Genomic DNA, 13226 nt, shown 5'->3' on the forward strand with positions numbered 1-13226 from the left:
GACTCCAGGGGAGAGCGGGCGGGCCGGGTTCAGGACGCGAACGCGGCCCAGGCGACCGGGACGTTGGACCAGGAGGAGGACGAGCCGAAGCCGAAGAGGGTGCACCCGGTCGTGCTGATGCTGATGACCCGGACGTTCCAGCCGGCGGTCGCCCCCGCGCCCGAGTTGATGTTGGCGAAGACCTTCGGTGCCGTCGCGAAGGGCGTGTTGAAGGAGAACGTCCAGGTGAACGAGGTCGAGTTGCTGAACGTGATCGGGACGACGCCGCTCTCGCCGTAGTGCGCCTTGTGCGTACGGACGATCAGGTCGTCGTCGGTCTTCAGGGTGTTGGGCGCGTCCCGGTAGAGCTTGGTGTCGGCGCCCTCGGTGCCGCCCGGGCCCCAGAAGATGGAGCCGTCGCCGTTGATGAACATGCGGGAGTTGGTCTCGCCGGGCGTGCGGACGGAGAAGGCGTTGGAGGTCGGCGCCCGGTACGCGCGGATGATCGCGTCCGTTGCCATCGTGGGTCCGGAGTGCCGGTACCAGGTGGCGTCGCCGAGCTGGAGCTGCCCGGTGTCGCCGAGCCGCAGGATCGGCTCCCACTCGGTGCCGCTCCAGCGCTGGAGGACGCCGTTGACGTCCCGGTACTGGCCGGTGTAGCCGCCGCTGAAGCCGCTCGCCCAGCCGGGCGGGACGATGCCGCCGAGCGCGGCGGTGTAGCGGCGGCGCTCGGCGACGGCGGTGCCCCAGTCGATGCCGCCGGTGCCCGCGCTCGCCCCGGCCGGCACGGTCACCTCGTACAGCTTCTCGCTGTTGGCGGGGGAGACCGGGGCGACCGGGTCCGCCGCGGGGGTGCCCTCGACGATCTCGACGCGGCCCTCCAGGAGCTGGGAGCCGTCGTACACGTCGTCGCGGACCCGCACCACGACGGCGTCGATGCGGGCGTAGGTGGCGTCGCCGTCCGAGAACGTCAGCAGCTCCTCGGCGTCGACGGTGACGGCGTACCCGCCCTGGGGTGCGGCGTTGGCGCCCTGGATCCACAGCCGGCCCGGCTGGAGCGTCGCCTGCATCGCGGAGGAGCCCGCCAGGTCGAGGCCGCCCGGTATGCAGCCGCCGCGGGTGGTCAGGGGACCGGTCGGCGCCATGCCGACCGATGCGGCGAGGCGGTGGTCCTCGGGGGTCATTCCATTGGTGAGTCGGCCTACGCGTACGGTCATGTGCCTGCTTCTCCTCGGTGCGGGAGTCGGATCTGACAGTGGGTCAGAGATATGCGGAGCGCCAGGTCAGCCGCGCGGACGCGGCCGGTGTGCCGTCGGCGGCGCGGAACTCCAGCCGGTTCTCGCCCGGCCGCAGGACGAACGCCTGCTCGGGGCTGCTGCCGGGCGCGGCCGTGTACAGCCGGGACGCGCGGTCGCCCAGCAGGACGGTGCCCTCCTGCGTGTCGACGGTCAGCCGGTCGCCGGCGGCGAGCGCCAGGTCGTACTCCAGGGCCCGCCCGGTGGCGTGGTTGACCAGCCGGGGGCGGGTCACCGGGCCGGTGAACACCACCTGGGGGCAGGTGGCGGCGCTGCCGCTGTTGACGGCGGCGGCCGAGCCGGTCGCGGCGGGCGTGCCGTAGTCGAGCGGGTAGCCGAGCGGGTACGTGAGCCCGGAGCCGTACTGCGGCAGGGACAGCGACAGGACCTCCTCACGCAGCGCGTAGCGGCGCGGGTCGGTGGCGACCCACTGGACGGTCGCCCGGGTGACGCCGCCGGTGGCGAACTGCCGGTCGGTCGGGACGGCCCGCTGGGTGACCCGGGCCCGTACGCCGGTGGTGCGGCCGTGCAGCCGGACCGCGAGCCACTGCTCGCCGTCCTCGACGGGCGTGGCGCGGACGAAGGCGTCGAGCAGCTCGTGCGCAGCGTCGGCGGACGCGCCCGGCAGCAGCCAGACACCGGCGGTGACGGTACGCGGCTGGGACCAGCGGGCGCCGGGCCAGGAGCCGTGGCCGGTGGGGCGGGCGGCGTCGCCCGAGTCGAGGCCCGGGAGGTCGGCCCAGCCGGTGAGGCCCTGCCGGTCGACGCCGTACGGGGTGCCGGGGCCGAGCAGCAGTCCGGCCCACTGGATCTGCCCGTCGCGGGTGATCAGTGAGCCGGGGGACGACACGAGGTCGTGGTCGGACACAGGGACGGTCATGGGCACCTCAGATCTCTCAGATCTCTCACAGGAGTGGGTCCACGCGGACGAAGCGGTTGTCGAACCAGGCGTTGACCGTGGTGGCGTCGGAGCGGTAGGCGAGCGTCGCGGTGTGTACGGCCCCTGCGGTGAGCCCGGTGACCCGGAACGTGGTGCTGCAGGAGGTGCTCCTGGGGCTGGTGTTGATCGCCGACCGGTCGTCGTGCGCCGGTGTGACCACCGTGCCGTCCCGCCGGATGACGGCGGTGATGAACCCGTACGTGTCGCTGGTGCCGCTCGTCAGCATGCGGGCGCCGACGGTCACCAGGACCGCGCCGGACGGCGGTGCGGTGAAGGTGACGGACAGCGGGCTGCCGGGGGTGTCCAGCAGCGACTCCACGAAGGTGGTGGAGGCGGTGTACCCGGCGTCGTTCGAGATCTGGAACGCCGGTCCCGGTACGGCCGGGCGCCACAGCGCGCCGTCCCAGCGCTCCAGCCGGGCCGGTGTGTCGCGGTACTGGCCGGTGTACTGGCCCTTGCCGAGCGCCCCGGACGGGGCGATGCCGCCGAGGCCGCGGGCGTAGCCGACCCACTGGGTGCCGTCCCAGCGCTCCAGGACCCCGGAGGCGTCCCGGTACTGGCCCGGGTACGCGCCCGCGTCCGAGTCGCCGCCGGGCACGGGCAGGATGCCGCCGAGCGCGACGGTGGCGGTACGCCGGTCGGTGAGCGCCGTCGTCCAGTCGATGCCGCCGGTGCCGGCCGCGGCCTCCGCGGGGACGCGCACCTCGTACAGCGGGAGCGCGGTCGCGGGCACGGCCGGCGCCTGCGGGCTCGGGTCCGGCGTGCCGGCCAGGACCTCCACGGAGGCCGCGGTGGTGCCCGTACCGTCGTACGCGTCGTCCTGCACGCGCAGGCAGACGAGGTCGATCCGGTCGTGCTGGGCGTCACCGTCCGCGAACGTCAGCGTGACGGGCTGGGTGAGCGCCAGCGGGTAGGCGCCCTGCCCGTCCATGCCCTGGACGACGGCGCGCCCGGGGAAGACGGTCGCCGTCATCGCGGCCGCGCCGGACACCGTGAACCCGGCGATCCGGAACTGCCCGTTCGCCGACCCGGGCAGGATCCCGGACCGTGTACGCACGGGCGACTCGGGCGTCAGAGCACCGAGCTGGGTGACCCGGGTGTCCTCCCGGGTCTGTCCGGACGGCGTCAGCCATCCACTCCGCAGATTCATGGGACACAGCTCCTTCGAAGGTCGGGAACGGGTGGTGCGGCGTCACCACTCGGCGGCACCGCTCGGCGGCACCGCTCGGCGTCACCACTCGGCGGTGCGCCAGCGGACCGTCATACGGGCGCCCGGCTCGGACGACTCCGGGCGGAAGGCGAGTTCGCCGCGGCCGGGCCCGAACGCGAAGAGCTCCTCGGGGCCGCTGTCCGGGGCGGCCGTGTGGCGGCGGGCCGCGGTGCCGTTGAGGGTGACCGTGCCGGCCGCGGTGTCGACGGTCAGTTCGTCTCCGGCCGCCAGGCTGATCAGATAGCGCAGCTTCCGGCCCCCGACCCGCTCCGTCACCGACGGCAGGGTGCACGGGCCGTGGAAGGTCAGCACCGGCTGGGTGGGCGCCGAGCCGTCGTTGCGCACCTCGACGTCGCCCGTGTCGGCGGGCTCGCCCCACTCCAGGGGCCAGGTCAACGGCCACGTCAGGCCCGTCTCGGGCTGCGGCGCGCCGGTCTCCGCGTACTGCTCGGCGATCGCGTACCGGCGCGGGTCGGTGGCGAGCCACTGCACGGACGCCTTCGCGACGCCCTGCGTGAGGAGCTGCCGGTCGGTCGGGATGACCCGCTGGGTGACCCGGGCCCGTACGGCGAGGGTCTCGCCGTTCACCCGGACCGCCAGCCACTGCTCGTGGTCCAGCAGGGCGGTGCCGTGCCGCAGCGCCCGAAGGGTACGCAGGGCGGCGCCGTCCTCGGCGTCCGGGAGCAGCCACACATGGGCGGCGACGCGGCGCGGCTTGGCGTAGCGGGCGCCCGGCCAGGCGCCGTGGCCCGTCGGGCGGTCGGCGTCGCCCGAGTCGGCCTCCGGGAGGTCCTCCCAGCCGGTCAGGCCCTGCCGGTCGACTCCGTACGCGGTGCCGGGGCCGAACAGCAGTCCGGCCCACTGGATCTGCCCGTCGCGGGTGATCAGTGAGCCGGGTGCGGTGTCGTCGGTCGCGGTGCTGGTCGTCGTGGCGGTCGTCGTGGCGGTCGGTGTCACGACCGTCACCTCCTCCTTCGTCGTACCTGCGGGCGGGGGTTCATGCCGCCCGGACCAGGAACAGCAGGTCCTCGGCGATGCCGTACGGGCTGCTCCCGGAGGGCTCGTGGAAGGCGTCCAGGGTGACGCGGCGCGGCTCGGGCTCCGCGGCCGGGCGGCTCGTGCGCTCGGCGGCGCGCAGCCCCGGCACGCCGGACAGCGGCAGGACGGCTCCGGGCCGGCTGCCGTGCGGCGGGGTCACCACGCCGCCGTCGGCGAGCATGGGGATCTTGGGGATGTTCACCCCGAACTTCTTGCCGAGGATGCTGAAACTGAGGCTGTTCAGCCCGTCGATGACCCAGTTCGCGAAGCCGATCAGCCCTTCGAGCGGCGCCTTGAGCACGCCGACGATCGCTTCGAGCCCGGTCCTGATGAAGTCGCCGATGCCGCGCAGCGTGCCGGCGGTGGCGTCCTTGACGCGGCGGAACGCCTCCGGGATCTTCTTGGTGATCCAGTCGGTGACCGGCCGCACCGCGTTCTTCAGCCCGTTCCAGGCGCCCCGGACGATCCCGGTGAGGGCCCGGGTGGCCCCGGAGACGGCTCCGCTGACGCGGCGGATCCCGTTGACGGCGGCGCCGATGCCCTTCACCACGCCGGTGATGACGGCGAGTACGGCCTTGAAGTACGTCGAGACGATGGTCACGTACAGCTTCACGACCGGCCCGAGGAACGCCCAGATGCCCTGGAGCACCTTCAGCACCTGCTGGAAGACCTGCTTCATGAACTTCTGACCGGTCTCGGAGCTGAGCGCCAGCTCGATGAGGTAGCCGGCGATCGGCACGATCAGCCCGATGAGGAAGCCGATCGGGTTGGCGCGCATGGCGACGTTGACGGCCGTCATGGCGCCGGCGGCGACGGTGAAGGCGCCGCCGAGGAACCCCATGAGCTTGCCGACCGTGCCGCCCGCTGCGCCGAGCAGCCCGGCCACGGAGACGAACCCGCCGGCGCCGGCGCCGAGCCTCGCGGCGCTCATCCGCGCCCCCCGCACCTTCCCCTTGCCGCTCGCGACCTGTGTGGCGGTCCGCCCCGCGGTGGTCCCGGCCCTGGCCAGGGAGCGCGAGGACCCGTCCGCGCGGGCCTTGAACTGCCGGAGCTGCCCGCCCGCCGCGTCCGCTCCGCTCTTGACCCGGCCGACGGCGGCGGAGGCCTGCGACGCGGACCGGGCGCTTGCCCGGATGCCGCCGGAGACCTGGTTCACACGCGTACGGAACGAGCCGAGCGCCTGCGCGACCCCGGCGAGCGGATCCCGTACGGGGAGTGCGGCGGCGGCGCTCATCCGCGGGCCTTCGCCAGGAACATCAGCGCGTTGGCGGTGTCCTGGACGTCACTGGAGGGCGCGGCGTAGTAGTGCTCGATGTGGAACCCGGCGGCGGCGGTACCGGCCGGGCGGGCGCGCCTGGCCTCGGCGCGGGCGCGGGCGGCGGTGTGCCGGAGCAGCCGGTGCAGCTTGGACAGCGGCAGCACGGCCTCGGCCTCGCCGGCCTCGGCGACGATCGCCGGGACGCCGCCGTAGCGCGGCATGACGACGCCGCCCTCGGCGAGCCGGGGGATCCGGGGGAGGCTGACCCCGAACGTCTTCCCGCCGACGAGCGGCACCCAGCCGGGGATCGACACCTTGATGCCGTTGAGCTTGCCGATCGCGGAGTTGATCAGGTCGATGACGGCGTTGATCGGGCCGCGGACGGCGCTCTTGATCGCGTTGAAGGCGCGCGAGGCGATGCCCTTGAGCCCGCCCCAGATGCTGGACAGCTTGCTCTTGACCGCGCTGAACGCGCGCGGGACGACGTTCTTGATCCAGTTGATGACGGGGGTGATGACCCGCTTGATGCCGTTCCAGACGGTCGATACGACCTTCTTGACGGCGTTCATGACGGTGGTGATGACCTTCTTCCAGGCGTTGAAGTAGGTCTTGATCACCTTGGCGACGGCCTTGACGACCACCGAGATGGCCTTCTTGATGCCGTTCCAGACCTTCTTGATGAGGGCGCCGGCCTTCTTCATGATCGGCCCGATCACCTTCATGACCGAGCTGATGACCTTCTTGATGGCTCCGAAGGCCTTCTTCATGATCTTCTGCATGGTCTTCGAGCGGGTCGCCATGTCGACGACCTTCTCGATGAGCGGGGCGAGCAGCGAGAGCAGGGTGCCGATGATGTTGCCCTTCATCGACTTGTTCAGGCCCTTCATGCCCTTGGAGGCCTTGTCGGCCCCGGACTTGAACTTCCCGACCTGCGTCCCGCTCTTCTGCCCGGTCCGCCCGGCCTTGGCCATCGACCGCTCGGCCTTGTCGGCGGCGCGCTGCAACTGCTGCAGCTCGCGGGCGGAGCCTTGGGCGGAGGTCTTGATCTTGTTGACGTTCCGGTCGGCGGTCGTGGCCTGACGGCCCAGGCCGGACGCGGCTCGGCCGGAGGCGTCGGCCTGGGTCTTGAACTGTTTCAGCGAGCCCGAGGCCCGTGCCGCCGCAGAGGCGAGGGACATGGCGACTCCTTCGATGGTGTGCGGCTAGGCGAAGGCGGTGGCGAGTTCGTTGACGGCGCTGCGCAGGACGCGGACCTCGGCGGCTACGCCGCGCGCCGTGGGTCCCAAGGGGTTCGTGGTGTCGACGCCGCGCGGTGTGGGGCCCGGACGTCTCGCTTCCGCGTCGCGCTGGCTCTGCATCGACTGGCCCGCAGTGCGCAGCACGCTCTTGATGCGGTCCACGTCGCGTTGGGTGTCCTTCAGGTTCTTGATGTAGTCGTGGTTGTCGTCGACGAGCTTGTCTCGCTTCTCCTTCTTCTCGCGATCCTCCTTCTGCGCCGCCGATTCGATCTTTTTTTGCAGCGTATCGATTTTCTTTTTCCAGCCGAACTCTCGGGTGGCGCCCAGGATGGTAATCCCTTTTTCGTCCACCTTGAATACCGAGATGCCGACTGTGAGTGCCGTGAGGCTGAGGGCCAGGCCGGTCAGGCCGCCGGTCAGGCCGGCGACGGTGTTGCTTATTCCGGCGAACGTGTTGGATATCCCGCTCTGGGTCGTCCGCAGAGCCTTGAACGTCGTCCGCAGGCCCTCGATGTCGGTGGAGTGGGTCCGGAGCTTCTCCGAGTGGCGGCTGGAGGTGTCAGTCAGCGAAGAGATCGCCGGAGTGACATGGTCCTTGAAATCATCCTCAAGCTTTGCCAGGTCCCGGTCTACTTGCCCAAGTTTTCGAGCCATTTTCGCCTCGCGTAAGCTCTGTCGATGGTAAGGTCGCCCGGTGAATATCACCGGATTTCGTGTGGCTCTGGCTGTTCCGACCTCCTGGGAGTGGTATTTTGAACCCCGACGCAAGTGGTCTATCGCCTGGTATGTGGAAAGGTCGCTGCGGATCGCCGGAGAAATATCCTCGGAATGCGCCGTTGACGTCTTCCTGTATGGAGAGTCCGCCCGCACGGGAGCGACCGATGTCGTCCGGACGCGTGTGGATCCCGACTCCCTGGCGGGTTGGCTGTCGGACTGGGCGGTCCGACCGAACCTGAACCGGCCGATATTCGAGGACCGGCTGCCGCCGAACCTGGCCGAAGAGACATTCGGCAGGGGCGAGCAACCCTGGTACGGCAGGCCCCTGCCCGTGGTCCGGGCCGTAAGTGACTGGGCCGACACGTCCGACATCCCGGCTTTCGTGCTCTTCTGGTTGGACCGGAAGACCCAAAGTGAGGAGATCGTGCGGTTCATCGGTACGGACGGCGCCGCGCGCACTTACTGGCAGTTCTTCGGGGATCCCGATGACGTCGACTATCGCTTCTGGAAGCGGGACGGCCTGAGCCGGGGAGAGGTGTTGCCCAGCGTGAGGTTCCGCTTCGACAAGAGCTGGCGCCTCCGACCCGTCCTGCGCGAGTTCGCTCGTTGGCGGGCGACGTCCCTCAGCTGAAGAAGCGCATCAGATCACTGCGTGACGGGCTCTCCGCGGCCACGCGCTCTTCGCCGGCCGCAACGGAGGCGGCGCCGTCCTCCGCGCCGGTGTCGCCCGGCCTCCGCACCGGAACCGGGGGCTCCGGGGGGTCGGCGTCCTCGTCTGTGTTGACCGACGCGAACATCCAGTTGGCGGCCGCCAGGTGGTCCACCGCTGCGGCGAGCAGATAGTCCGTGACCGTCCACTCCGCGGCCTCGCCCTCCAGTTCGCGCGTCACCGCGCTGTCCCGTGGCATGTGCTTGACCAGCACCGCGAGCCGGCGGGACGAGAGCCGGCCGCGGTGCCAGTCGAGCAGGTCCACGCCGTAGTGCCGGAGCAGGTCGGCTTCGAGAGCCTCGGCGTGTTCGTCGACGAACGCGTCGAGGCTCAGCCTTCCCCCAGGCCGAGCCCGGTCTCCTTGCCGTACGCCTCCAGCAGCGCGGCGATGTCCTGCATCGTGACCTCGTGCCGCTCGAAGCGGGCGAACTGCTGCTCGCCCATGAGCAGCTTCAGCAGCCCGTCCACGTCGTTGTCGTCCAGCTCGCGCAGCGCCCGCGCCGTCGCGCGCGTCAGCTCTGTCGGCAGCTCGTACGTCTCGTCGTCCAGCTGGAACGTCCACGTACGGCCGAGCGCCTCCAGGCGCTGGGCGCGGGCAGCGTTCAGGTCGAAAGAGGCCATGCGTCTTCTCCTTGAGTGAGGGAGGTACGGGGGAGAGAAGGGGTGCCGGGCGGGGAAGGGGCCCGTCGGGGCGCCCCCTCCCCGCCCGGCGGGGATCACGCGGTGGCGTACGCCGCGTCCTTCATGACGAAGGTCGCCAGCGCCTTGCCCTCACCCGGCGACAGCGCCGTGAAGGTGACGCCGAGCATCGCCGCCGCCTTGCGGGCGAGCTTGACGTCGTCGGTGGCCGTCACCTGGCCGCGCGGGATGACGAAGCGGTACGTGACGTTCGTGCCGTCCGTGAACTCCAGGCCCAGCGCCCGCTCGTCGAAGGTCGGGCCGTCCGGCACGTCGAACTCGTACACGCCCGGGTTGGCGACATCGTCGTTCCGGAAGTCCGACTTCTTGCCGCCCAGGAAGAACGGCAGCGTGTCCTCGTTGAACTGGAGCATCGAGAACTTCAGCGTCAGGTCGCGGTCCGCGTACACGAACCGGGCCGGGCTGATGGACTGCCAGGTCTCCACCGGGTCCAGCTTGTCCTTCTTCGAGAAGGTGACGCCGTCGGTGGAGGTGTAGCCCAGGTCCGTCCACGCGGCACCCCAGTCGGTGCCGGGGGTGCTGGAGAAGGTGGTCGGAAGCGGGGCGTTGTCGACCGAGGCCACCAGGACGCGGCCGGTGCCGGCGACGCGGATCTCGGACGAGTTGTTTCCTGCCATGGAAGGCTCCTTGAGAAAGGGTGTCGTTGACGTGGTGGTGCGGTGGTGCGGTGGTGCGGTGGTGCGGTCGCCGTGGGTACGGCGAAGGCCCCGCCGGGCGTGGCCGGCAGGGCCTTGTCTGTGGGGCGTACGGGGAGTGGAGCTCAGTCCGTACGCAGGGAGAGGCGCAGCACGCAGAGGTAGCGGTTGGCCGCCGTGTACACGTAGTCCGGCAGCCAGCGCGGGCCGTCGGCCTCGCTGACGTCGGTGATCGTCGTCGTGCCGTACACCGTGCCGGTGGCGGCCAGCAGCTCCGCGCGGGCCGCGTTCGCCAGCAGGTGCGCGGTCGGCTTGTCGGGGCCGTAGCACTCGAGCTCGATCAGTGGCTGGTCCAGGTGCAGATCGTCGATCCAGGCACCGCCGCGCCGGGAGACGATCACGGCCTTGGCCGTGCCGTCGAAGCCGGCCGGCGGTGTCTCGTCGACGATGGCGTCCGCCAGTTCCGCGCGGTCGGAGAGGAGGTCCACGACGATGGCCTCCACATCGGGGAAGGTGCTCGGGGGAGAGCTCATGACGGGGCATCACTCCTGTGGTCGCACCGGTGAGTACGGGAAAGGCGACGGCGGAGCTGCCCCCCGGAGGGAGGTGGGCACAGCTCCGCCGCTGCATCCATTGTGAACGAAGTCGTGCGAGCGCGCAACTAACTTGCTCGCGCTCGCAATTCTCGCCTGGGGTACATGCCGTGTGCGTTACTCTCTGGGGTATCGAACACTCATTCGAGAAGGTGGCGTGAGCGGCGGACCGAGGACGGGAGCACGAAGGTGATCAGCGCCCAGGAGCGACTGGCGGACGTGGTGGCCGCCGCAGTGGAGGTGGCCGCCGAGGCGGCCGAGGCGGGGACGTACACGGCGGACCTCGCCAGGACACTGACCGCGGTCGTCGGCAAGGTCGGCGCGCGCATCGCCATCGACGCGGAGACACGCGGGTTCAGCAGCGGCTGGAGCGAGGCCGTCGCCCTGACCCGCGCCACCCCTGCCCCAGCCCCTGCCCCTGTCCCGGCCTCTGGCCCTGCCCCTGGCCCTGCCTCTGGCCCTGGTCCTGCCTCTGGCCCTGCGCCCGCGCCCGTGCCCCGTACGTGACGGCGTGAAAAGAGGAGAGGGGCCGCCCCATCAGGGCGGCCCCTCTCCTCTCTTCGCTTCTTCTACTCGCCGCGCGGTCTGCGGCGCGTGGCCCGTTCCGCGGCGAACACGTCCTCCAGCCGGAACAGATGCGTACGGCCCTGCCGGCCCGCCGGCGCCAGATGCCCCTGCTGGACCCATTTGCGGATCGTCGCGGGCGTCACCTCCACCTCGCGCGCGGCCAGGGCCCCGGTGATCAGCGTCGTCATCGCGTCCACTCCTCCTCCGGCCAGAAGTGCCGGTACGCGGGGTCGGTACGGCAGTCGCACAGGACGTCGTCGCAGTGGCAGGCCGGGTTGACGCACAGCACCTGGCGCCGCGCCGGGAACGCGCGCAGCGACACCGAGTCGCACCACGGGCACCGGCCCTGCACCCGCACCACCGGCTCCGCCTCGCCCAGCTCCCGGGCGCAGCGCCGAGCCATCCGCCGCGCCTCGTCCCGTACATGAGCCAGGAGTACGGGGTCGTCGCCGGCCCGCTCCAGCAGCTCGGCCACCCGGGCGAGCCGCTGCGGCACCTGGGCGCGGCGCGGGCGCGGGAGCCGCAGCCGGTCGTGGACCGCCTCGTCCAGCTCCACCACGCCGTCGGTGATGTCACGCACCGCGTCCGACACGTGCAGGCGCAGCGGCGCGGCGCCCCCGGAGGTACGGGCGGCGGGGGCGCCGCGGTGCGGGTTCGGGGCGGAGGGCGAGCGGCCGCCGGGTGCCAGCTCGGTGAGCAGCTCCGGGAACTGGCGGGCGAGCGTCTCGATCCAGAACGCGGCGTCCCGGGCCTCGCGGGCCGCGTCCTCGCCGGACGGTGCGGGCTCGCCGGACGGTGCGGATCCTCCGGACGGCACGGACCCCCCGGACCCTCCGGACGGTGCGACGGTCACCGGCGCCCCTTCCGGTTCCCGCGGGCCGCGGACGTGCGGCGCACCGCCACCGGGCGGCCGTTGCGCCAGAGGATCCCGGCGCTGACCCCGTCGAACCAGCTCTCCGCCGGGGCGACGGTCTCCTCGCAGCGGCGCCGCACCAGGCAGCGGCCGCACGCGCGCAGCGCCGGTTCGGCTACGTCCCGCCTGCGGGCGAAGACGACATGGGGCGGCAGACCCGCGCACGCGGCGGACGCTCGCCAGTCCAGCCGCTGGGACGGGGTGGGTGGTGGGGCTGCTGCTGCGCTGCGCATGGTGGTCCTCCCGTTACTCACTACTCACTTCGAACGCTAGTTGCGTGCTCGCACACTAAAATGTTGCGAGTGGGCACGCAACCGCGAAAGGGCTCCAGTGGTACGGAACTTGACTACACAACCCTCACAATAAGGTCGCGGAACCGGTAATTCCTTGCGCGCAAGCGCGATATCCTGTGGCCCGCTTCGGAGGGAGGCGACCACCCATGACGACCAGCGACCTGGAGCAGTTCGCGGCCTGGCTCGAAGAGCTGATCCGTCGGCGCGGCTTCGACATCGACAGCCCGCGCGGTGGCGGCAAATCACGCCTCGCCGACGAGGCCGGCGTCCACCGGGCCGCCATCACGCGGCTCCTGCAGCGCCAGAGCATGCCCGACCTGGAGACCACCCGGCGGCTCGCCCATGTGCTCCAGGTCCCGGTGCGCGAGATGCTCATCCGCTCCGGCCGCCTCACCGAGGAGGACCTGCCGCTGCCGAGCCCGGCCGAGGGCGCACGCCCGGCCGGCGCGGACGGTACGCGGCACCTCACGCTGGAGGAGGCCGCGGCGGGCCTGGGCGTCCCGCCGGAGCAGCGGGAGATGTTCATGCGGGTCGCGGGGCAGTTCCTGCCCGACACGGCCGTCGAGCGCAGGCGCCCGCTCGCCTCCGACTGAGCCCCGAGTCGCTCCGTACGACCAGCAGTTGTTCCACAACCGCTGAACGGGTGACATCGAACCGCCGAGTAAGCTGTCGTGGCTTGTCCCCCCACGACAGTGCACAGTTGTACGCCCCCCTACACGTACGGCGGTACGCCCTGCGTGGGCGGGCGGCGCCGGGACGCGAGAGAGAGTCGTGTGATGGCCGAGCGCGGAAAGCGGGCCGGGCGCGACCGGGAGCACCAGCGGTCCGACGACTATCCGCGGCAGGAGAACGAACGGGCGGAGGACCCCGAAAGACCGAGGGGCCACGAGCGGCGCGGCAGCAGCGGCGGCCCGCCGCCGCCCCCGCACGACGACCTCCCGGGGCTGCTCGCCACCCTGGGGCGGTACCTGGAGGGCCACGCCCCCGAGGACATCGTCGTCCTGCTGCGCCAGGAGATCGAACGCCGCGAGTTCCGCGCGTACGCCGACGGCTGGCGCGACGCCGCCGACGCGTACGAGACCGCCCTCCGGGAGGCCCGCGCCGCCGCCGGCGCCCGCACCCTCCGGCTCGTCGGGCGCGGG

General features: G+C 71.7%; 17 protein-coding genes and 1 pseudogene. 4 read left to right on the plus strand and 14 right to left on the minus strand.

What is annotated here, in order from left to right:
* Nucleotides 1–29 precede the first annotated feature (29 nt).
* The 7 genes from HTZ82_RS31835 to HTZ82_RS15395 form a co-directional block, all read right to left on the minus strand.
* The gene (locus tag HTZ82_RS31835) at nucleotides 30–1196 is read right to left on the minus strand and encodes an H-type lectin domain-containing protein (RefSeq protein ID WP_217624191.1); all 1167 of its coding nucleotides are present in this window, start codon (nucleotides 1194–1196) and stop codon (nucleotides 30–32) included.
* 43 nt (nucleotides 1197–1239) lie between these two features.
* The gene (locus tag HTZ82_RS15370; RefSeq protein ID WP_175409939.1) at nucleotides 1240–2154 is read right to left on the minus strand and encodes a phage tail domain-containing protein; all 915 of its coding nucleotides are present in this window, start codon (nucleotides 2152–2154) and stop codon (nucleotides 1240–1242) included.
* A gap of 25 nt (nucleotides 2155–2179) precedes the next feature.
* Nucleotides 2180–3364 (minus strand): hypothetical protein, encoded by a 1185-nt coding sequence (locus HTZ82_RS15375; RefSeq protein WP_175409940.1) that lies wholly within the window; start codon nucleotides 3362–3364, stop codon nucleotides 2180–2182.
* A gap of 81 nt (nucleotides 3365–3445) precedes the next feature.
* Nucleotides 3446–4381, minus strand: a complete 936-nt coding sequence (locus HTZ82_RS15380) for a phage tail domain-containing protein (protein ID WP_175409941.1) — start codon at nucleotides 4379–4381, stop codon at nucleotides 3446–3448.
* 40 nt (nucleotides 4382–4421) lie between these two features.
* Complete coding sequence (locus HTZ82_RS15385) at nucleotides 4422–5696, minus strand: tape-measure protein (RefSeq protein ID WP_175409942.1); 1275 nt, start codon at nucleotides 5694–5696, stop codon at nucleotides 4422–4424.
* On the minus strand, nucleotides 5693–6898 hold the full coding sequence (locus HTZ82_RS15390) for a phage tail protein (RefSeq protein ID WP_175409943.1): 1206 nt from the start codon (nucleotides 6896–6898) through the stop codon (nucleotides 5693–5695). The genes HTZ82_RS15385 and HTZ82_RS15390 overlap by 4 nt, the downstream gene beginning before the upstream one ends.
* 24 nt (nucleotides 6899–6922) lie before the next feature.
* Nucleotides 6923–7612, minus strand: coding sequence for a hypothetical protein (locus tag HTZ82_RS15395; protein ID WP_175409944.1), 690 nt, complete (start codon nucleotides 7610–7612; stop codon nucleotides 6923–6925).
* A 40-nt stretch (nucleotides 7613–7652) separates the two neighbouring features.
* Here HTZ82_RS15395 and HTZ82_RS15400 point away from each other — a divergent pair, with 40 nt between their 5' ends.
* A complete protein-coding gene (locus HTZ82_RS15400) occupies nucleotides 7653–8306 on the plus strand; it encodes a hypothetical protein (RefSeq protein ID WP_175409945.1) in 654 nt (217 codons plus the stop codon).
* Here HTZ82_RS15400 and HTZ82_RS15405 read toward each other — a convergent pair.
* The 4 genes from HTZ82_RS15405 to HTZ82_RS15420 form a co-directional block, all read right to left on the minus strand.
* Complete coding sequence (locus tag HTZ82_RS15405; protein ID WP_175409946.1) at nucleotides 8299–8649, minus strand: hypothetical protein; 351 nt, start codon at nucleotides 8647–8649, stop codon at nucleotides 8299–8301. The two genes, HTZ82_RS15400 and HTZ82_RS15405, sit on opposite strands and share 8 nt — an antisense overlap.
* A 65-nt stretch (nucleotides 8650–8714) precedes the next feature.
* Nucleotides 8715–9005: a hypothetical protein gene (locus HTZ82_RS15410; RefSeq protein ID WP_175409947.1), complete on the minus strand. Its 291-nt coding sequence runs from the start codon at nucleotides 9003–9005 to the stop codon at nucleotides 8715–8717.
* A 95-nt stretch (nucleotides 9006–9100) separates the two neighbouring features.
* Nucleotides 9101–9700, minus strand: a complete 600-nt coding sequence (locus HTZ82_RS15415; RefSeq protein ID WP_175409948.1) for a phage tail protein — start codon at nucleotides 9698–9700, stop codon at nucleotides 9101–9103.
* Nucleotides 9701–9843: 143 nt separating this feature from the next.
* Nucleotides 9844–10251: a hypothetical protein gene (locus HTZ82_RS15420; protein WP_175409949.1), complete on the minus strand. Its 408-nt coding sequence runs from the start codon at nucleotides 10249–10251 to the stop codon at nucleotides 9844–9846.
* 249 nt (nucleotides 10252–10500) lie between these two features.
* Between HTZ82_RS15420 and HTZ82_RS15425 the strand changes: the two genes are divergently transcribed.
* Nucleotides 10501–10818, plus strand: coding sequence for a hypothetical protein (locus HTZ82_RS15425; RefSeq protein ID WP_175409950.1), 318 nt, complete (start codon nucleotides 10501–10503; stop codon nucleotides 10816–10818).
* A gap of 62 nt (nucleotides 10819–10880) precedes the next feature.
* On the opposite strand, the gene HTZ82_RS15430 is transcribed toward HTZ82_RS15425, so the two are convergent.
* The 3 genes from HTZ82_RS15430 to HTZ82_RS15440 are packed head-to-tail and all read right to left on the minus strand — an operon-like array spanning nucleotide 10881 to nucleotide 12024.
* Nucleotides 10881–11066 carry a helix-turn-helix domain-containing protein gene (locus HTZ82_RS15430; RefSeq protein WP_175409951.1) on the minus strand — a complete coding sequence of 62 codons (186 nt, stop codon included), beginning with the start codon at nucleotides 11064–11066 and terminating at the stop codon, nucleotides 10881–10883.
* Nucleotides 11063–11695, minus strand: coding sequence for a hypothetical protein (locus tag HTZ82_RS15435; RefSeq protein ID WP_375540824.1), 633 nt, complete (start codon nucleotides 11693–11695; stop codon nucleotides 11063–11065). Before HTZ82_RS15435 ends, HTZ82_RS15430 begins: the two co-directional genes overlap by 4 nt.
* 32 nt (nucleotides 11696–11727) lie before the next feature.
* The gene (locus HTZ82_RS15440) at nucleotides 11728–12024 is read right to left on the minus strand and encodes a WhiB family transcriptional regulator (protein WP_175409952.1); all 297 of its coding nucleotides are present in this window, start codon (nucleotides 12022–12024) and stop codon (nucleotides 11728–11730) included.
* 206 nt (nucleotides 12025–12230) lie between these two features.
* Here HTZ82_RS15440 and HTZ82_RS15445 point away from each other — a divergent pair, with 206 nt between their 5' ends.
* Together HTZ82_RS15445 and HTZ82_RS15450 are read left to right on the plus strand one after the other, a co-directional pair.
* The gene (locus HTZ82_RS15445) at nucleotides 12231–12677 is read left to right on the plus strand and encodes a helix-turn-helix domain-containing protein (RefSeq protein ID WP_175409953.1); all 447 of its coding nucleotides are present in this window, start codon (nucleotides 12231–12233) and stop codon (nucleotides 12675–12677) included.
* A gap of 183 nt (nucleotides 12678–12860) precedes the next feature.
* Nucleotides 12861–13226 (plus strand): annotated as a pseudogene (locus HTZ82_RS15450) (hypothetical protein); the annotation flags it as partial.

Source organism: Streptomyces sp. TRM64462 (genome assembly GCF_013362995.1).
Taxonomy (GTDB): domain Bacteria; phylum Actinomycetota; class Actinomycetes; order Streptomycetales; family Streptomycetaceae; genus Streptomyces.